The sequence below is a fragment of the Streptomyces canus genome, assembly GCF_030815415.1.
In the GTDB taxonomy this organism is placed as follows: Bacteria; Actinomycetota; Actinomycetes; order Streptomycetales; family Streptomycetaceae; genus Streptomyces; species Streptomyces canus_F.
This window is the reverse complement of the sequence record NZ_JAUSWW010000001.1, coordinates 4,260,226-4,277,535: the sequence shown is the minus strand read 5'-3', so window position 1 is coordinate 4,277,535 and position 17,310 is coordinate 4,260,226. Positions and strand designations below refer to the sequence as shown.

Here is a 17,310-nt window from a genome sequence, read left to right as displayed (position 1 = left end):
CGCGAGTACTCTTGCCGATTGTTATGCGTATTGGCTTGGTCGCTCTCAGGCGAGAGGCCCTTACGTAGGTTCCCTGGAGCAGTTACCAGTGGGCGGCATACGGGCATCGGTCCCGGCACTGTCGTCCCCAGCTGCACGATCGCTTCAGTGATGCCATGTGTCAGCACCCATCCACTGAAGAAGAAGGCTGCGAAGTGCGTACGTACAGCCCCAAGCCCGGCGATGTGACTCGCCAGTGGCACGTCATTGACGCTCAGGACATCGTCCTGGGCCGTCTGGCTACCACTGCCGCGAACCTCCTCCGTGGCAAGCACAAGCCGACCTATGCCCCGCACATGGACATGGGCGACTTCGTCATCATCATCAACGCCGACAAGGTTCACCTGTCCGGCAACAAGAAGACCCAGAAGCTGGCGTACCGCCACTCCGGGTACCCGGGTGGTCTGCGCTCCGTCCGTTACGACGAGCTGCTGGCGAAGAACCCCGAGAAGGCCGTCGAGAAGGCCATCAAGGGCATGATCCCCAAGAACACCCTGGGCCGTCAGATGCTCTCGAAGCTGAAGGTCTACTCGGGCGACCAGCACCCCCACGCTGCTCAGCAGCCGGTGCCGTTCGAGATCACCCAGGTCGCGCAGTAGTTCCGGCCACACCCCTAAACAGAAAAGAATCTGAGGAGAACCGTGGCCGAGACCACCGTTGAGCAGCCGGTCGAAGAGACCGAGACCGAGCTCGTCGACATGGAGAGCTACACCACCGAGTCCGAGGTCCCCGTCGAGGGCGAGTACACCTCGGAGTCCCTCGCCGGCCGCTTCGGCGACCCGCAGCCGGCCGCCGGCCTGGGCCGTCGCAAGAACGCCATCGCCCGCGTCCGGATCGTCCCGGGCACCGGCAAGTGGAAGATCAACGGTCGCACCCTTGAGGACTACTTCCCCAACAAGGTGCACCAGCAGGAAGTCAACGAGCCCTTCAAGGTGCTCGAGCTCGAGGGCCGCTACGACGTCATCGCCCGCATCGCGGGTGGCGGTGTCTCCGGCCAGGCCGGCGCCCTGCGCCTCGGCGTGGCCCGCGCGCTGAACGAGGCCGACGTGGACAACAACCGCGGCGCCCTCAAGAAGGCCGGCTTCCTCCGCCGCGACGACCGTGCGGTCGAGCGCAAGAAGGCCGGTCTCAAGAAGGCCCGCAAGGCCCCGCAGTACAGCAAGCGTTAAGCTTCGCTGCCTGCAGCTCGTACTCGCACGTCAGCAGTACGTCCGAACGCCCCGGCGGCACGCCACAGTGCCGCCGGGGCGTTCGTTTATCACAGCCTTAGGCGTATAACGGCACAAGACGTTCTCAGACTTGTGCGATCGGATGATCTCCGAGTGGCAGCGCTCTTTCAGGAGGACAAGTGGGACGACTCTTCGGCACGGACGGCGTGCGCGGCGTCGCCAACGCGGACCTGACGGCCGAGATGGCCCTGGGTCTGTCGGTAGCGGCGGCCCACGTACTGGCCGAGGCGGGTACCTTCGCGGGCCACCGGGCGACGGCGGTGGTCGGACGGGATCCGCGCGCGTCCGGGGAGTTCCTGGAGGCCGCCGTGGTCGCGGGCCTCGCGAGCGCCGGTATCGACGTCCTGCGGGTCGGCGTCCTGCCGACCCCGGCCGTGGCCTACCTCACGGGCGCCCTCGGTGCCGACCTCGGCGTCATGCTGTCCGCCAGCCACAACGCCATGCCCGACAACGGCATCAAGTTCCTCGCCCGCGGCGGGCACAAGCTCGACGACGAGCTGGAGGAGCGGATCGAGGCGGTCTACGAGTCCCACCGGCACGGCGAGCCCTGGGACCGTCCGACGGGTTCGGGCGTGGGGCGCGTCCGTGAGTACCTGGAGGGCTTCGACCGGTACGTCGCCCATCTCATCGGCGTCCTCCCGAACCGGCTCGAAGGCCTGAAGATCGTCCTCGACGAGGCGCACGGTGCCGCCGCGCGGGTCTCGCCGGAGGCGTTCACGCGGGCCGGGGCCGAAGTGATCACCATCGGTGCGTCGCCGGACGGGCTCAACATCAACGACGGGTGCGGCTCGACCCACCTCGGCCTGCTGAAGGCCGCCGTCGTGGAGCACGGGGCCGACTTCGGCATCGCGCACGACGGGGACGCCGACCGCTGCCTCGCCGTGGACCACACCGGCGAAGAGGTGGACGGCGACCAGATCATGGCCGTCATCGCGCTGGCGATGCGGGAACGCTCCGCGCTGCGGGCCGACACCGTCGTCGCGACCGTCATGTCGAACCTCGGGTTCAAGCTGGCGATGGAGCGGGAGGGGATTCGCCTCATCCAGACGGCGGTGGGTGACCGGTATGTGCTGGAGGCGATGAAGGAGCACGGGTACGCGCTCGGTGGCGAGCAGTCCGGGCACGTCATCATCCTGGATCACGCCACGACCGGTGACGGGACGCTGACGGGGCTCATGCTCGCGGCCCGGGTCGCGGCCACCGGGCGGTCGTTGCGGGAGCTCGCGTCGGTGATGCAGCGGCTGCCGCAGGTGCTCATCAATGTGCCGGACGTGGATCGTGCGCGGGTGGGGACCTCGGGGGAGCTGGCGGCGGCGGTTGCCGAGGCCGAGCGGGAACTCGGGTCCACCGGGCGGGTGTTGTTGCGGCCGTCGGGTACGGAGCCGTTGGTCCGGGTGATGGTCGAGGCGGCGGATATCGATCAGGCTCGGTCTGTGGCCGGGCGGTTGGCCGATGCGGTGAAGTCGGCGCTGGGTTAGGGCGCCGGGTTCGGGGTGGGGGGTTCTGTGTGTTGCGGGCTGCGGGTTGTTCGTGGCTGGTCGCGCAGTTCCCCGCGCCCCTAGGTGGGTTTGCGCCAGAGCCATTTCTGGAAGAGCAGGGTGGTTGTGCCTGCCAGGACGATGCCCAGGAGGTTCAGCAGGAGCTGTTCTGTTGAACCCCAGGCCTGTTTGTACTGGTTGAAGCTGAAGGCGACGGCGGCGTTCGCGGCCGCTGGGACCGTGGTCACCGAGATCGCGACGCCGACCAGGGCGCCGGACTTGGCCGAGGTCAGGGACAGGGTGCCCGCGCAGCCGGCGAGGACGGCCACGACGAAGGAGAACCAGTCGGGCCGGTAGATGAAGTTGGTGTTGGGGCGCGTGGCGTCCAACTGCTCGGTGCTGAAGAGGTTCACCGAGTCCATGAAGTAGCTGAAGCCGACCGTCACCAGCATGGCCACCGCGAAGCCCACCAGCAGCGCGATCAGGGAGCGCAGCGCCAGTCTGGGGTGGCGTTGGACGATCGCCGTGCTGAACGCGGCCAGGGGGCCGAACTCCGGGCCCACCGCCATCGCGCCCACGATCAGGATCGCGTTGTCGAGGACCACACCGCAGGCGGCGATCATCGTGGCCAGCGTGATGAAGGCGATGTAGGTGATGGAGAGCGTCGACTCCTCGTGGGTCGCGTCCGTGAGGTGCTCCCACAGGACCGCGTCCGCGCCCTCGCCCGGTGCCTCCTTCTCGGCGTCGTCGGCGCGCTCGGACAGCGACAGGTCGATGTTCTCGACGGCGATGGAGCCGGTCTTGTCCAGGTCCAACTCGCGTAGTACGCCGATGAGTTCGTCGCCGGCCTCGCGGGCGACGTCGCACATCACGACGTCCCCGGCGGGGTTGCGGGCGGCGCCCGGCAGCACGACCAGGTGCGTGGTGCCGACCGTCTTCTCGATCAGCCGGACCACGTCGTCGGTCTTCTCGGCCGGGGTGATCAGGCGCAGATGCAGCATGACGCCTTTTTACAGGCAACAGGCCCGGTACGGGAGTTCACAGCTTGCGCAGGCGCAGGCGTTGGACCTTGTGGTCGGGGCCCTTGCGGACGACGAGGGTGGCGCGGCCGCGGGTGGGGGCGATGTTCTCGATCAGGTTGGGCTTGTTGATGGTGCGCCACTGGGTGCGGGCGTAGTCGAGGGCCTCCTCCTCCGACACCTGCGTCCACTTGCGGAAGTAGGAGTCGGGGTTCTGGAAGGCCGTCTCGCGCAGCTTCTTGAAGCGGTTGAGGTACCAGCGCTCGACGTCCTCGGGGCCGGCGTCGATGTAGACACTGAAGTCGAAGTAGTCGGCGAGGCCGACGCGGGTGCGGCCGTCCTTGCCGGGGAGGGCGGGCTGAAGGACGTTGAGGCCCTCGACGATCAGGATGTCCGGGCGGCGCACGACGAGCTTCTCGCCGGGGACGATGTCGTAGATGAGGTGGGAGTAGACGGGGGCCGTCACCTCGTCCTTGCCCGCCTTGATGTCGGCGACGAAACGGGTCAGGGCCCGTCGGTCGTACGACTCGGGGAAACCCTTCCTCGACATCAGACCGCGGGCCTGCAACTCCTTGGTCGGCAGCAGGAAGCCGTCCGTCGTCACACGCTCGACGCGCGGGTGCTCGGGCCAGCGGGAGAGCAGGGCCTGCAGGAGCCGGGCGACCGTGGACTTGCCGCCGGCCACCGAGCCCGCGACCCCTATGACGAAGGGGGTGCCGGACTGGGCGCCCTGTTCGCCGAGGAAGGTGTTCAGCGCCCCTCTGAGCCCGTCCGTGGCGCCGATGTAGAGATTGAGGAGCCGTGACAGCGGCAGATAGATGTCGCGCACCTCGTCGAGGTCGATGACATCGCCCAGACCGCGCAGCTTCTCGACCTCCTCGGCGGTGAGCGGCAGCGGCGTCTTGTGGCGCAGCGCGCTCCACTCGGCGCGGGTGAGGTCGACGTAGGGAGTCGCCTCCGGCTTGTGCCGGTGGGCGCTCCGGGGGATCGAGGAGACCGGAGAGATCACAGTCCATTGTTAACGGAGTTTGAACGCGATGGCGGGTGGGGTCCGTCACGCGGTGGTCCCCCGGAGCGCGGCAGGGGGCTCGTAACGGCCGTGGGATTTCCGATTTCGGGCAGGCTTCGGCCGGTTCGGACACTGTTCAGACGGGGTTTCGCCTTTAGGCTGCGGCGCATGTGCGGAATCGTGGGTTACGTGGGGTCGCAGCCGGCGCTCGAAGTCGTGATGGCCGGACTGAAGCGGCTGGAGTACCGGGGGTACGACTCGGCGGGTGTCGCCGTGCTGGCGGACGGGGGGCTGGCGGCCGCCAAGAAGGCGGGCAAGCTCGTCAACCTCGAGAAGGAACTGGTGGACCGGCCCCTGCCCACCGGCGGGACGGGCATCGGCCACACCCGGTGGGCCACCCACGGCGCCCCGACGGACGCGAACGCGCATCCCCATCTGGACAACGCGGGCCGGGTCTCGGTCGTCCACAACGGGATCATCGAGAACTTCGCCGCGCTGCGGGCCGAGCTGACGGAGCGCGGGCATGTGCTGTCCTCCGAGACGGACACGGAGGTCGTCGCGCATCTGCTGGCGGAGGAGTTCTCCGTGACGGGGGATCTCGCGGAGGCGATGCGGCTGGTGTGCCGGCGGCTGGACGGTGCGTTCACGCTGGTCGCGGTGCACGCGGACGAGCCGGACGTGGTGGTGGGGGCGCGGCGGAACTCGCCGTTGGTGGTGGGCGTGGGGGAGGGGGAGGCGTTCCTGGCCTCCGATGTCGCCGCGTTCATCGCCCACACCCGGTCGGCGGTCGAGCTGGGCCAGGACCAGGTGGTGGAGCTGCGCCGGGACGGGGTGACGGTGACGGGCTTCGACGGCCGTCCGGCGGAGGTCAGGTCGTACCACGTGGACTGGGACGCGTCCGCCGCGGAGAAGGGCGGCTACGACTACTTCATGCTCAAGGAGATCGCCGAGCAGCCGAAGGCGGTCGCGGACACCCTGCTGGGACGCATCGACGCGGCCGGTTCCCTCACGCTGGACGAGGTGCGGATCAGCGCGTCCGAGCTGCGTGAGGTGGACAAGGTGGTGATCGTGGCGTGCGGTACGGCCTTCCACGCGGGGCTGATCGCCAAGTACGCCATCGAGCACTGGACCCGGATCCCCTGCGAGGTGGAGCTGGCGAGCGAGTTCCGCTACCGGGACCCGATCCTGGGGGCGCGGTCCCTGGTGATCGCCATCTCGCAGTCCGGGGAGACCATGGACACGCTGATGGCGCTGCGGCATGCGCGGGAGCAGGGCTCGAAGGTGCTGGCGATCTGCAACACCAACGGTTCCACGATCCCTCGTGAGTCGGACGCGGTGCTGTACACGCACGCGGGGCCCGAGGTGGCGGTCGCGTCGACGAAGGCGTTCCTGACGCAGTTGGTGGCCTGCTATCTGGTGGCCCTCTACCTGGGCCAGGTGCGGGGCACCAAGTGGGGCGACGAGATCTCCGCCGTCATCCGGGACCTGTCGCATATCTCCGGCGAGGTGGAGCGGGTGCTGGAGACCATGGAGCCGGTACGTGCCCTGGCCAGGTCGCTGGCCTCGAAGGACACGGTCCTCTTCCTCGGGCGGCACGTGGGGTATCCGGTGGCGCTGGAGGGGGCGCTGAAGCTGAAGGAACTCGCCTACATGCACGCCGAGGGCTTCGCGGCGGGCGAGCTGAAGCACGGGCCGATCGCGCTGATCGAGGAGGACCTGCCCGTGGTGGTGGTCGTGCCGTCGCCGCGGGGCCGGTCCGTGCTGCACGACAAGATCGTGTCCAACATCCAGGAGATCAGGGCCCGGGGTGCGCGGACGATCGTGATCGCCGAGGAGGGGGACGAGGCGGTGGTCCCGTACGCGGACCATCTGATCCGCATCCCGGCCACGCCCACGTTGCTGCAACCGCTGGTGGCGACAGTGCCGTTGCAGGTCTTCGCGTGCGAGCTGGCCACGGCTCGGGGCAACGAGGTGGACCAGCCCCGGAACCTGGCCAAGTCGGTGACGGTGGAGTAGGGGGCGAGGGGAGCCCCCCTTAAGGTGCTGCGCATGAGCATCATCGGTGTCGGGATCGACGTGGCGGAGATCGAGCGGTTCGCGGCGTCGTTGGAGCGCACACCCGGGATGGCGCGGCGGCTGTTTCTCGACAGTGAGCTGTGGTTGCCCAGCGGGGAGCGGCGGGGGGTCGCCTCGCTCGCCGCCCGGTTCGCCGCCAAGGAGGCTCTGGCCAAGGCGCTCGGGGCGCCTGCCGGGCTGCACTGGACCGACGCCGAGGTGTACGTCGAGGACAGTGGGCAGCCGAGGCTGCGGGTCACCGGGACGGTGGCGGCGCGGGCCGCGCAGCTCGGGGTGCGGTCCTGGCATGTGTCGCTCAGCCATGACGCGGGGGTGGCCTCCGCCGTGGTGGTGGCGGAGGGATAGGCGGAGCCCACCCCTCGCGGCGGACCGCGGCTAGCAGATGGTCTGTGTGGTGTTGACGCGTGTGATGTTGCGGAACGTCGTGTTCGTGCCGCAGGGGCTCTCGCGGATCGACGAGTTCGTCACCGTGAGGTTCTGGACGGTGATGTTGTCGTTGTTGGGGAACTCCGAGCGGGCCGCGAGGCGCAGTTCGCCGCCGCCGGTGATGGTGCCGCTCTGGGCGGCGAGGCTGACGTTGTAGCAGTTCTCGATCAGGACCGAGTTGTTGCCGGTGTTCGTGAGCGTGACCTTGTCGATGACCGCCCCGCCGCTCTCCGAGACGCAGAAGACGCCCCTGCCGCCGCCTCGCGCGATCACCTCTCCGACGCGGATGTTGGTGGGGTACGAGCTGCCCACCCGGCCGTTGCGGTTGGCCATGCGGAAGGCGGCGTACCCCGTGCCGGTGCCGGCGTTCTCCGCGTCGACCCTGGTGACCGTCGCGTTGATCGTCTGGTTGAGGAGGAGGCCGGACTCGCCGACGTTGCGCGCGGTCACGGTGCCGATGGTCAGGCCGTCCACGCCGTAGGTCTCCACCGCGTGGCTCGACGCGCCGGACACGTACACGTTGTCGATGCGGACGTTCCGCGTCCATTGCGAGGTGTCGCCGCGGTTGTCGATGCGGACGCCGAGCCCGGCCGACAGGCGCATGTCGAGCTGGCCGAGGGTCGCGTTCTGGACGTTGCGCAGGAAGACGCCGTAGAGCGGGCTGCCGGTGAGGTTGAGGTGCTGGACCTCGATGTCGCGGGTGCCGCGGGAGTAGACGGGGGCCTGGTCGCCGCTGCCCGTGCCGGTGACGTTGATCGTGCCGCAGACGTCGAGGACCGTGTAGCTGGGCAGGGAGATGCGGGAGCCGGCCGGCATCGAGCCCGAGCCGCGTACGACGACCCGTTCCTTCGCCGTGCGGCCCGACGTCAGGCTGTTGACCGCCGCCTGGGCCGCGGCGCGCAGGTCCGTGCCGGTGTAGAGCGTCGTGCTGCCGCGGCGGGCCGTCCAGGTGCCGCCGTTCAGGACGGCCTCGGCCTGGTAGGAGCCCTCGCCGCAGGCCGCGGCGGCGGCCTGGGGAGCGGTGGTGGCGGTGATGCCCGCCGTCATGAGGGCGGCGGCTGCGGTGCCGGCGATCAGTGCGGCTCTGCTTCGCATGGGGGTCCGTCCTGTGTGTCGAACCAATTCGACTGAATCGATTCATGCCGTGGGGAGGGGGGATTTTGGCAAAGGCGCGGTAAAGCGTCAATGGCTGCGGCGAGGTTCGTCACGCTCGGGGGAGACTCGGACCCATGCGTAGTGCGTACAGCGTGGAGACGGTCAGGGCGGCCGAGCGGGAGCTCATGGCACGGCTGCCGGAGGGAGCGTTGATGCAGCGGGCGGCCGCCGGACTCGCCGCCGCCTGCGCCGACCTGCTGGGGCGGGTGTACGGCAGCCGGATCGTGCTGCTGGTCGGCAGCGGTGACAACGGCGGGGACGCCCTGTACGCCGGGGCCCGGCTCGCACGGCGGGGCGCCGGCGTCACCGCGGTGCTGCTCGCGCCGGAGCGGGCCCATGCCGAAGGGCTCGCGGCGCTGCGGCGGGCGGGGGGCGCGGTGGCGGGCGTCGAGGGGGCCGAGGACCTGATCCCGCGGGCCGACCTCGTCCTCGACGGCATCGTCGGGATCGGCGGGAAGGGCGGACTGCGGCCGGACGCGGCCCGGCTCGCCCCGGTGGTCGAGACGTCGCGCGCCGCCGTCGTCGCCGTCGACCTGCCCAGCGGCGTCGACGCCGACACCGGGGAGGTGCGCGGGGCCGCGATCCGCGCCGACCTGACCGTCACCTTCGGCACCCACAAGCCGGGGCTGCTGGTGGACCCGGCCCGGGAGTACGCCGGGTCCGTGCGGCTCGTGGACATCGGGCTGGCGCTGCCCGTCGAGGCGGAGCTGGAGGCGTTGCAGCACGCGGACGTGGCCCGGCTGCTGCCGGTGCCGACGGGGGAGAGCGACAAGTACCGGCGAGGGGTCGTGGGGATCGCCGCCGGCTCCGCCCGCTATCCGGGTGCGGCCGTGCTCGCCGTGGCGGGCGCGCTGCGGGGCGGCGCGGGGGCGGTGCGCTACGTCGGGCCCGCCGGGGACGCCGTCATCGCCCGCTTTCCCGAGACGCTGGTGTCGGACCAGGGGCCGAAGCGGGCGGGGCGGGTGCAGGCGTGGGTCGTCGGGCCCGGGGCGGGGGACGACGCGGCGAGCGTGGCTGAGGTGCTGGCCGCGGATGTGCCGGTGCTGATCGACGCGGACGGGCTGCGGCTGGCGGACGCCGGTGCCGTGCGGGGACGCCGCGCGCCGACGCTGATGACGCCGCACGCCGGGGAGGCGGCGGCGCTGCTGGGGGTGGCGCGGGAGTCGGTCGAGGAGGCCCGGCTGGAGTCCGTACGGGAGTTGGCGGGGCGGTACGGGGCGACGGTGCTGCTCAAGGGGTCGACGACATTGGTCGCGGACTCCGGGGGCGGGGCGGTGCGGGTGAACCCGACGGGGACCGCGTGGCTGGCCACGGCGGGGAGCGGGGACGTGCTGTCGGGCCTGGCGGGATCGCTGCTCGCGGCCGGGCTCTCCGCGGTGGACGCGGGAAGCGCGGCGGCGTATCTGCACGGGCTCGCGGGGCGGTTCGCGGCCGACGGGGCGCCGGTGGGAGCGCATGACGTGGCGGACGGGATCCGGGGGGCCTGGAGGGACGTGCGGGCCGGGTGACCGGGGCTGCGTAGCGTACGTACGAGTGACCTCCCCGCGTGGTACCCCCTGTCCTCGCGGGGCCCACGTTTCTCTGATCGCATGATCAGCAGACATATCGCCCGCCGGGGCGTCACGGCGCTCCTCGTGGCCGCCACCGTGCTGCCCGCCGGAACCGCCTCCGCCGCGCCCCCGCCGCCCGCCCCCGGCTCCGAGGCCGAACTCGTCCCCGGCGAGTACCAGCCCTGGCAGATCGACAGCCCCGACCAGGCCCTCGCGCCGCGGGTGTACGAGCCCACCGCCCAGGAGGATGCCGTCGAACCGGCGCAGGCCGCTCCGGGGGCGTACGACCTGGTCGAGTATGTGCCGCTCGCCGACGCCGTCGCCCGGGTCTCGTGCACCACCTCACGCGGGCCCTATCAGCGGCAGGTCGAGCGGTGGCTGAAGCTGAAGGTGGACGGGAAGCAGTCCAAGGCCGACTGCAAGGCCATCCGGGCTTTCCAGGTCAAGCAGAAGATCAAGCCCGCCATCGGGTTCGCGGGGCCGGTCACCTGGTCCCGGATGCAGTACCTGTCCGCGAAGAAGAACCCCAACGCCGCCAAGAAGTGCCCGGTCCGCACGTACCGCGTCGCCTGTGTCGATCTCGACCGGCAGATCACCTGGGTGCAGAAGGGCAAGAAGGTCGTCTTCGGGCCGGTGCCCATGCGGAGCGGACGGGCCGGGTACAAGACCCGTACGGGCTGGTTCAAGGTCTACTGGAAGCACAAGAACCATGTGTCCACGCTCTACCACCAGCCCATGCCCTACGCGCAGTTCTTCAGCGGCGGCCAGGCCTTCCACGCCGTCTACGGCAGCATCTTCACCACCGTCGGCTCGATGGGCTGCGTCAATCTGCGGCTCGGGGACGCGCGCAGGCTGTGGGGCGTGCTGAGGAAGGGCGACCGGGTCTATGTCTGGGGGCGGCGACCGGGAGCATAGGCGTCCGCGGGGACTGTCGGACCCCTCTGAGAGACTGGGGGCGCCATGAGTGAGACACCTGCCCCGCGGAGCGCGCCCCTGCGCGCCCGCGCCGAGATCGACCTGGCCGCCCTGCGGGCCAATGTGCGGGCCCTGCGCGCCCTCGCGCCGGGCGCGGCCCTGATGGCCGTGGTCAAGTCCGACGCGTACGGCCACGGGGCGGTGCCGTGCGCCCGCGCGGCCGTCGAGGCGGGGGCGACCTGGCTGGGCACGGCGACGCCCGAGGAGGCCCTCGAGCTGCGGCGCGAGGGCCTGCGCGACGTCCGCGTCATGTGCTGGCTCTGGACCCCGGGCGGACCCTGGAGGGAGGCCGTCGAGGCCGACCTCGACGTCTCCGTCAGCGGGATGTGGGCCCTGGACGAGGTCGTCGCGGCCGCCCGGGAGGCCGGTGTCCCCGCGCGCGTGCAGCTCAAGGCCGACACCGGCCTGGGGCGGAACGGCTGCCAGCCGGGGGACGACTGGGCCGAGCTGGTCGCCCACGCCCTGCGGGCCGAGGAAGCGGGCCTCCTGCGCGTCACCGGACTCTGGTCGCACTTCGCCTGCGCCGACGAACCCGGGCACCCCTCCATCGCCGCCCAGCTCACCCTGTTCCGCGAGATGGTGGCGTACGCCGAAGAGGCCGGCGTCCGGCCCGAGGTGCGGCACATCGCCAACTCACCGGCCACGCTCACGCTTCCCGAGACCCACTTCGACCTCGTGCGGACCGGCGTCGCCGTCTACGGCATCTCGCCGAGCCCCGAGCTCGGCAGCCCGGCCGACTTCGGACTGCGCCCGGTGATGACGCTGAGCGCGTCGGTGGCGCTGGTCAAGCGGGTCCCGGGCGGGCACGGCGTCAGCTACGGACACCACTACGTCACCCCCGGCGAGACCACCCTCGGCCTGGTGCCCGTCGGCTACGCGGACGGCGTCCCGCGACACGCCTCCGGCACCGGACCCGTCCTGGTCGCCGGCAAGTGGCGGACCGTCGCGGGACGGATCGCCATGGACCAGTTCGTCGTCGACCTCGGCGGCGACGAGCCCGAGACCGGCTCGGAGGCGATCCTCTTCGGGCCCGGCGACCGCGGTGAGCCCACCGCCGAGGACTGGGCCCAGGCGGCCGGGACCATCGCGTACGAAATCGTCACCCGGATCGGAAGCCGCATTCCCCGCGTCTATGTGAATGAGGGACAACCGGGGTAACCGACCCAGCAGCAAGTGGTGGTCCAGCAGTCCGGCGAAGAGGAGCGGTACGTGAGCGAGAGCAGCGCGGAGGCTGTCGTAGCCGTGGTCTCCGCCACGGGGGCGGCCGGGAGCTGGCGCAGGGCGACCGGGATCGCGGGTGCCGCGATAGGCGTGGTCGCGGCGGGAGCGGCGGCCGGTGTCGCCCTCGAGCGGATGACCGTCGGGCGCGGCATGCGGAAGAAGGCGCGGCTCGCGCTCGACTCCGCCGGGCCCTACGGCTCGCTGCGTGGCATGCCCGGCAAGGCGTACGCCGACGACGGCACCGAGCTGTACTACGAGGTCGACGACGTGGAGCCGGAGGGCGGGTCCGCCCCGCGCCGGCGCCGGCTCTTCGGACGCAAGGCCCCGCTGCCCGTCACCGTCGTCTTCAGCCACGGCTACTGCCTCAGCCAGGACTCCTGGCACTTCCAGCGGGCCGCACTGCGCGGAGTCGTGCGGACCGTCCACTGGGACCAGCGCAGCCACGGCCGGTCCGGGCGCGGGGTGCAGCAGGTGCAGGACGACGTTCCGGTCAGCATCGACGAGCTGGGGCGCGATCTGAAGGCCGTCATCGACGCCGCCGCGCCCGAGGGACCGATCGTGCTCGTGGGGCACTCCATGGGCGGGATGACCGTCATGGCGCTCGCCGACGCGTTTCCCGAACTCATCCGTGAGCGGGTGGTCGCCGTCGCCCTCGTCGGCACGTCGTCGGGGCGGCTCGGCGAGGTCAACTTCGGGCTGCCCGTCGCGGGAGTGAATGCCGTACGACGGATCCTGCCCGGGGTGCTGAAGGCGCTGGGGCAGCGGGCCGACCTGGTGGAGAAGGGCCGGCAGGCCACCGCCGACCTGTTCGCGGGGATCATCAAGCGGTACTCGTTCGCGAGCCGGGACGTGGACCCGGCCGTCGCCCGGTTCGCCGAGCGGATGATCGAGGGGACGCCGATCGACGTGGTCGCCGAGTTCTATCCGGCGTTCACCGACCACGACAAGACCGAGGCGCTCGCCCACTTCATGGATCTCCCGGTGCTCGTGCTGGCCGGGATCGGGGACCTCGTCACGCCCAGCGAGCACAGCGAGGCCATCGCCGGGCTGCTGCCGGACGCCGAACTGGTGCTCGTGCCGGACGCCGGGCACCTGGTGATGCTGGAACACCCGGAAGTGGTCACCGACCGCATCGCGGACCTCCTCACCCGCGCGGGTGCCGTGCCGGCAGGAGCTACCGTGGGTGGCTATGGAAGCACCAGCAGCACCGCACAACCCGGTTGAGACCGAACTGACCGTCACCTCCCCCGAGCAGATGCGTGAGCTGGGCCTGAAGCTGGCCAAGCTGCTGCGCGCCGGGGATCTCGTGATGCTCAGCGGCGAGCTCGGGGCGGGCAAGACGACGCTGACCCGGGGGCTGGGGGAGGGGCTGGGCGTGCGGGGAGCCGTCACGTCCCCGACCTTCGTGATCGCCCGGGTGCACCCCTCCCTCGGTGACGGTCCGCCGCTCGTCCACGTCGACGCGTACCGCCTGGGCGGCGGGCTCGACGAGATGGAGGACCTCGATCTCGATGTCTCGCTGTCCGACTCGGTGATCGTCGTGGAGTGGGGCGAGGGCAAGGTCGAGGAGCTCACCGCCGAGCGGCTCCAGGTGCGGATCCACCGTGCCGTCGGGGACACCACCGACGAGGTGCGGCACGTGACGCTGACCGGGCTAGGGGAGCGCTGGGCGGCCGTCGGCCTCGGTGTGCTGACCGCCTGAGCCTGCGCGCGCTGCCCCGCTCGAGCATCGGTGGATGAATATTCCGACAAGACGTCGGCAAGATATTGCATTTGCGGTCGTGTGCGTGGTGACATGGTATCCAGTTCGTAGTTAGGTCTACCTAACTACGTCCGCCCCCGGTGCTCAGGAGGCGTCCATGGCGGCCACGGAACGAGACGAGGCGGCGCCGCGTGTGGTGTCCGCGGTGCCGGTTCCCATGCGGGACTTGCTGGCGGCCTGTGCTGCGGCGAACGTGATTTCCACGCCGCCGCGGGTGCCTGACCGGGAAGCGGTGCGGTCGTCTGCTGCCGGGCAGCGCAAAGCCGCCTGAGGTTGGTTCTTTGCCTGCGGGCCGGTGGGCTGGTCGCTCCCCCACTCTCGACTTCGCTCGAGCGGGGGACCCCCAGCGCGGCGGAGCCGCATATCGATACAGCCCCGCGCCCCTGAAGGGGCGCGCCATCGCTCAGCGGATTACTACGACCCGTTGCCCGATCGTCGCGAAGTCCCACATTGCGTTGCCGTCCTCGCGGGACTCGCGGATGCCGCCCGTTTTCGCCGTGGGGTCGTTCTCCGGTGTCGGGCCGTCGACTGCCGCGCTGAAGCCGATCGTGACGCTGTCGACGCTGGTGAAGCGGACGACGTGCTCGACGGGGATGCCGTCGGTGCCGGTGACCGAGTTCGAGCGGGACGTGACGGAGTAGGAGCCCGGGATCGGGTCGACCGTGCCCGGGGTGACCTTGAAGGTGCGCTGGACCCGGTCGTCCTTACGAACCAGCCAGACCCGGTCGTCGTCCACCGAGTACACGACCCGTTCACCCTTGCCGGAGCCGGCGGGCAGGGCGGTGGGGTGTCCGGTGTCGCGGAGCGCCTTCGAGGCGGCGGCCGCGGGCTCACCGCTGCGGTGCGAGGTGCCGAGCGCGACCGGGACGCTCGCCGAGGCCTGGTAGGCCAGGACACCCACCGTGACCAGGGCCGCCGTGGTGAGCCCGGTCACAATCCAGGCGCTGGTGCTTGACACGGTCGTCCACCTCGTTGTCGTACGGCGTGATCCTCGGCGACGTTAGCAGTCGGGGCGCCCGCGACCGGGGCGGCGATACGCGCGGCGCGGGAGCCGTAGGCTGTTTGCGTGCTCTTGCTCGCTCTGGATACCGCCACCCCCGCCGTGACCGTCGCGCTGCATGACGGTACGGACGTCGTCACCTCTTCGAGTCAGGTGGACGCGCGCCGGCACGGCGAGCTGCTGCTGCCGGCCGTCGACCGTGTCCTCGCCGAGGCCGGGCTGAAACTCGACGCCGTCACCGGCATCGTCGTAGGCATCGGGCCCGGTCCCTACACCGGACTGCGCGTCGGACTGATGACCGCCGACACCTTCGGGCTCGCGCTCGGCGTCCCCGTGCACGGTGTGTGCACGCTCGACGGACTCGCCTACGCCGCCGACATCGACGAGGGCCCCTTCGTCGTGGCGACCGACGCGCGGCGCAAGGAGGTCTACTGGGCGCGCTACGCCGACTCCCGTACGCGGCTGACCGACCCGGCCGTCGACCGGCCCGCCGAGATCGCCGAGCAGGTCGCGGGTCTGCCCGCGGTCGGGGCGGGGGCGCTGCTCTACCCGGACACCTTCCCGGTCGCGCGTGAGCCCGAGCATGTCTCCGCCGCCGCGCTCGCCGCGCTCGCCGCCGAGAGACTCGCCGCCGGTGCGGAACTCCCCGCCCCGCGGCCGCTGTATCTGCGCCGGCCCGACGCCCAGGTGCCGAAGAACTACAAGGTGGTCACCCCCAAGTGACCGCCGTGCTGCGCGAGATGCGCTGGTGGGACATCGATCCCGTCCTGGTGCTGGAGAAGGACCTCTTTCCCGAGGACGCCTGGTCGCGGGGCATGTTCTGGTCCGAGCTGGCCCATGCGCGCGGCGCTTCGGCGACCCGGCGCTTCGTCGTCGCCGAGGACGGTGAACGGCTCGTCGGGTACGCCGGGATCGCCGCGTCCGGTGACCTCGCCGACGTGCAGACCATCGCCGTCGCCCGCGACTATTGGGGCACCGGACTCGGCGGGCGGCTGCTGACCGAACTCCTGCGCGCGGCCACCGCCTTCGAGTGCGCCGAAGTGATGCTGGAGTGCCGGATCGACAACGTGCGCGCGCAGAAGCTCTACGAGCGGTACGGCTTCGAGGCGATCGGCTTCCGGCGCGGCTACTACCAGCCCGGCAGCGTCGACGCCCTGGTCATGCGACTGACCACGGAATCCAAGGGCGGCTCCGCCGCGGGTTCCACCTCCGAACAAGGAACCGAGAACAATGACTGACGAACCTCTCGTCCTCGGCATCGAGACCTCCTGCGACGAGACCGGCGTCGGCATCGTCCGCGGCACCACCCTGCTCGCGGACGCGATCGCCTCCAGCGTCGACGAGCACGCCCGTTTCGGCGGGGTCGTGCCCGAGGTCGCCTCGCGTGCGCACCTGGAGGCGATGGTGCCGACCATCGAGCGCGCGCTGAAGGAAGCCGGTGTCACGGCGAAGGACCTGGACGGCATCGCGGTGACCGCCGGTCCCGGGCTGGCGGGCGCGCTGCTGGTCGGCGTTTCGGCGGCGAAGGCGTACGCCTACGCGCTCGGCAAGCCGCTGTACGGCGTCAACCACCTCGCCTCCCACATCTGCGTGGACCAGCTGGAGCACGGGGCGCTGCCCGAGCCGACGATGGCGCTGCTGGTGTCCGGGGGTCATTCCTCCCTGCTGTTGTCGAGCGACATCACCTCCGATGTGCGGCCCATGGGCGCGACCATCGACGACGCGGCGGGCGAGGCCTTCGACAAGATCGCGCGCGTGCTGAACCTCGGTTTCCCCGGCGGTCCGGTCATCGACCGGTACGCGAAGGAGGGCGACCCGAGCGCGATCGCGTTCCCGCGCGGGCTGACCGGGCCGCGTGACCCGCTGTACGACTTCTCCTTCTCCGGTCTGAAGACCGCCGTGGCCCGTTGGATCGAGGCCAGGCGGGCCGCCGGTGAGGAGGTGCCGGTGCGGGACGTGGCGGCGTCCTTCCAGGAGGCGGTCGTGGACGTGCTGACCCGCAAGGCCGTCCGTGCCTGCAAGGACGAGGGCGTCGACCATCTGATGATCGGCGGCGGTGTCGCCGCGAACTCCCGGCTGCGGGTGCTGGCCCAGGAGCGGTGCGAGGCGGCCGGGATCCGGCTGCGGGTGCCGCGGCCGAAGCTGTGCACGGACAACGGGGCGATGGTGGCCGCGCTGGGTGCGGAGATGGTCGCCCGGAACCGAACGCCATCATCATGGGATCTTTCGGCGGATTCCTCGCTTCCTGTGACGGATACGCATGTTCCAGGGCATCATCGTCATGACCACGTGCATGAGGTCAACAAGGAGAACCTCTACTCGTCACCCGCTCCCCGCCTCTAGGGGCGGGGTCTGTCTGCTGAAAACAGGA

17 protein-coding genes are annotated in these 17,310 nt (G+C 70.8%); 13 read left to right on the top strand and 4 right to left on the bottom strand.

Annotated elements, in window-relative coordinates:
* The first annotated feature begins 194 nt into the window (after nt 1-194).
* The 3 genes from rplM (at nt 195) to glmM (ending at nt 2,746) form a co-directional block, all read left to right on the top strand.
* On the top strand, nt 195-638 hold the full coding sequence (gene rplM, locus QF037_RS19575; RefSeq protein ID WP_045559465.1) for a 50S ribosomal protein L13: 444 nt from the start codon (nt 195-197) through the stop codon (nt 636-638).
* Between the two features lie 42 nt (nt 639-680).
* Nucleotides 681-1,208: a 30S ribosomal protein S9 gene (gene rpsI / locus QF037_RS19570; RefSeq protein WP_005481197.1), complete on the top strand. Its 528-nt coding sequence runs from the start codon at nt 681-683 to the stop codon at nt 1,206-1,208.
* A 179-nt stretch (nt 1,209-1,387) separates the two neighbouring features.
* Nucleotides 1,388-2,746 (top strand): phosphoglucosamine mutase, encoded by a 1,359-nt coding sequence (gene glmM / locus QF037_RS19565; RefSeq protein ID WP_307027035.1) that lies wholly within the window; start codon nt 1,388-1,390, stop codon nt 2,744-2,746.
* A gap of 80 nt (nt 2,747-2,826) precedes the next feature.
* Here glmM and QF037_RS19560 read toward each other — a convergent pair whose 3' ends face one another.
* Both QF037_RS19560 and coaA read right to left on the bottom strand, forming a co-directional pair.
* On the bottom strand, nt 2,827-3,747 hold the full coding sequence (locus QF037_RS19560; protein WP_307027033.1) for a DUF389 domain-containing protein: 921 nt from the start codon (nt 3,745-3,747) through the stop codon (nt 2,827-2,829).
* 37 nt (nt 3,748-3,784) lie between these two features.
* Nucleotides 3,785-4,774: a type I pantothenate kinase gene (gene coaA / locus QF037_RS19555; RefSeq protein WP_307027030.1), complete on the bottom strand. Its 990-nt coding sequence runs from the start codon at nt 4,772-4,774 to the stop codon at nt 3,785-3,787.
* A gap of 168 nt (nt 4,775-4,942) precedes the next feature.
* On the opposite strand from coaA, the gene glmS reads away from it, so the two are divergent.
* Together glmS and QF037_RS19545 are read left to right on the top strand one after the other, a co-directional pair.
* The gene (glmS, locus tag QF037_RS19550) at nt 4,943-6,790 is read left to right on the top strand and encodes a glutamine--fructose-6-phosphate transaminase (isomerizing) (RefSeq protein ID WP_307027028.1); all 1,848 of its coding nucleotides are present in this window, start codon (nt 4,943-4,945) and stop codon (nt 6,788-6,790) included.
* 33 nt (nt 6,791-6,823) lie between these two features.
* The gene (locus tag QF037_RS19545; protein WP_307027026.1) at nt 6,824-7,195 is read left to right on the top strand and encodes a holo-ACP synthase; all 372 of its coding nucleotides are present in this window, start codon (nt 6,824-6,826) and stop codon (nt 7,193-7,195) included.
* 30 nt (nt 7,196-7,225) lie between these two features.
* On the opposite strand, the gene QF037_RS19540 is transcribed toward QF037_RS19545, so the two are convergent.
* Entirely contained in the window at nt 7,226-8,371 is a 1,146-nt protein-coding gene (locus QF037_RS19540; protein ID WP_307027024.1) for a hypothetical protein, read from the bottom strand.
* 134 nt (nt 8,372-8,505) lie between these two features.
* Between QF037_RS19540 and QF037_RS19535 the strand changes: the two genes are divergently transcribed.
* The 5 genes from QF037_RS19535 (at nt 8,506) to tsaE (ending at nt 13,879) form a co-directional block, all read left to right on the top strand.
* Nucleotides 8,506-9,939, top strand: a complete 1,434-nt coding sequence (locus QF037_RS19535) for an NAD(P)H-hydrate dehydratase (RefSeq protein ID WP_307027023.1) — start codon at nt 8,506-8,508, stop codon at nt 9,937-9,939.
* 81 nt (nt 9,940-10,020) lie between these two features.
* The gene (locus tag QF037_RS19530) at nt 10,021-10,896 is read left to right on the top strand and encodes a L,D-transpeptidase family protein (RefSeq protein ID WP_307027021.1); all 876 of its coding nucleotides are present in this window, start codon (nt 10,021-10,023) and stop codon (nt 10,894-10,896) included.
* Nucleotides 10,897-10,941: 45 nt separating this feature from the next.
* On the top strand, nt 10,942-12,114 hold the full coding sequence (gene alr, locus QF037_RS19525; RefSeq protein ID WP_307027019.1) for an alanine racemase: 1,173 nt from the start codon (nt 10,942-10,944) through the stop codon (nt 12,112-12,114).
* Between the two features lie 51 nt (nt 12,115-12,165).
* The gene (locus QF037_RS19520) at nt 12,166-13,401 is read left to right on the top strand and encodes an alpha/beta fold hydrolase (RefSeq protein WP_307027017.1); all 1,236 of its coding nucleotides are present in this window, start codon (nt 12,166-12,168) and stop codon (nt 13,399-13,401) included.
* On the top strand, nt 13,367-13,879 hold the full coding sequence (gene tsaE / locus QF037_RS19515) for a tRNA (adenosine(37)-N6)-threonylcarbamoyltransferase complex ATPase subunit type 1 TsaE (protein ID WP_307027015.1): 513 nt from the start codon (nt 13,367-13,369) through the stop codon (nt 13,877-13,879). The genes QF037_RS19520 and tsaE overlap by 35 nt, the downstream gene beginning before the upstream one ends.
* 463 nt (nt 13,880-14,342) lie before the next feature.
* Here the strand turns inward: tsaE and QF037_RS19510 are convergent, their stop codons facing one another.
* Nucleotides 14,343-14,897 carry a hypothetical protein gene (locus tag QF037_RS19510; protein WP_307027013.1) on the bottom strand — a complete coding sequence of 185 codons (555 nt, stop codon included), beginning with the start codon at nt 14,895-14,897 and terminating at the stop codon, nt 14,343-14,345.
* A 108-nt stretch (nt 14,898-15,005) separates the two neighbouring features.
* Between QF037_RS19510 and tsaB the strand changes: the two genes are divergently transcribed.
* Genes tsaB through tsaD form a run of 3 tightly spaced genes read left to right on the top strand, consistent with a single transcriptional unit; the run spans nt 15,006 to nt 17,282 of the window.
* Nucleotides 15,006-15,662: a tRNA (adenosine(37)-N6)-threonylcarbamoyltransferase complex dimerization subunit type 1 TsaB gene (gene tsaB / locus QF037_RS19505; RefSeq protein ID WP_266888931.1), complete on the top strand. Its 657-nt coding sequence runs from the start codon at nt 15,006-15,008 to the stop codon at nt 15,660-15,662.
* Between the two features lie 17 nt (nt 15,663-15,679).
* Nucleotides 15,680-16,177: a ribosomal protein S18-alanine N-acetyltransferase gene (rimI, locus tag QF037_RS19500; RefSeq protein ID WP_307037258.1), complete on the top strand. Its 498-nt coding sequence runs from the start codon at nt 15,680-15,682 to the stop codon at nt 16,175-16,177.
* A complete protein-coding gene (gene tsaD, locus QF037_RS19495; protein ID WP_307027010.1) occupies nt 16,170-17,282 on the top strand; it encodes a tRNA (adenosine(37)-N6)-threonylcarbamoyltransferase complex transferase subunit TsaD in 1,113 nt (370 codons plus the stop codon). Before rimI ends, tsaD begins: the two co-directional genes overlap by 8 nt.
* The last annotated feature ends 28 nt before the right edge of the window (nt 17,283-17,310 follow it).

Coding starts and splice junctions, on each gene's coding strand:
- glmS (WP_307027028.1), top strand. CDS start 4,943: ATGTGCGGAATCGTGGGTTACGTGGGGTCGCAGCCGGCGCTCGAAGTC.
- QF037_RS19540 (WP_307027024.1), bottom strand. CDS start 8,371: ATGCGAAGCAGAGCCGCACTGATCGCCGGCACCGCAGCCGCCGCCCTC.
- rimI (WP_307037258.1), top strand. CDS start 15,680: ATGCGCTGGTGGGACATCGATCCCGTCCTGGTGCTGGAGAAGGACCTC.
- QF037_RS19545 (WP_307027026.1), top strand. CDS start 6,824: ATGAGCATCATCGGTGTCGGGATCGACGTGGCGGAGATCGAGCGGTTC.
- tsaE (WP_307027015.1), top strand. CDS start 13,367: ATGGAAGCACCAGCAGCACCGCACAACCCGGTTGAGACCGAACTGACC.
- tsaD (WP_307027010.1), top strand. CDS start 16,170: ATGACTGACGAACCTCTCGTCCTCGGCATCGAGACCTCCTGCGACGAG.
- QF037_RS19530 (WP_307027021.1), top strand. CDS start 10,021: ATGATCAGCAGACATATCGCCCGCCGGGGCGTCACGGCGCTCCTCGTG.
- alr (WP_307027019.1), top strand. CDS start 10,942: ATGAGTGAGACACCTGCCCCGCGGAGCGCGCCCCTGCGCGCCCGCGCC.
- QF037_RS19535 (WP_307027023.1), top strand. CDS start 8,506: ATGCGTAGTGCGTACAGCGTGGAGACGGTCAGGGCGGCCGAGCGGGAG.
- QF037_RS19560 (WP_307027033.1), bottom strand. CDS start 3,747: ATGCTGCATCTGCGCCTGATCACCCCGGCCGAGAAGACCGACGACGTG.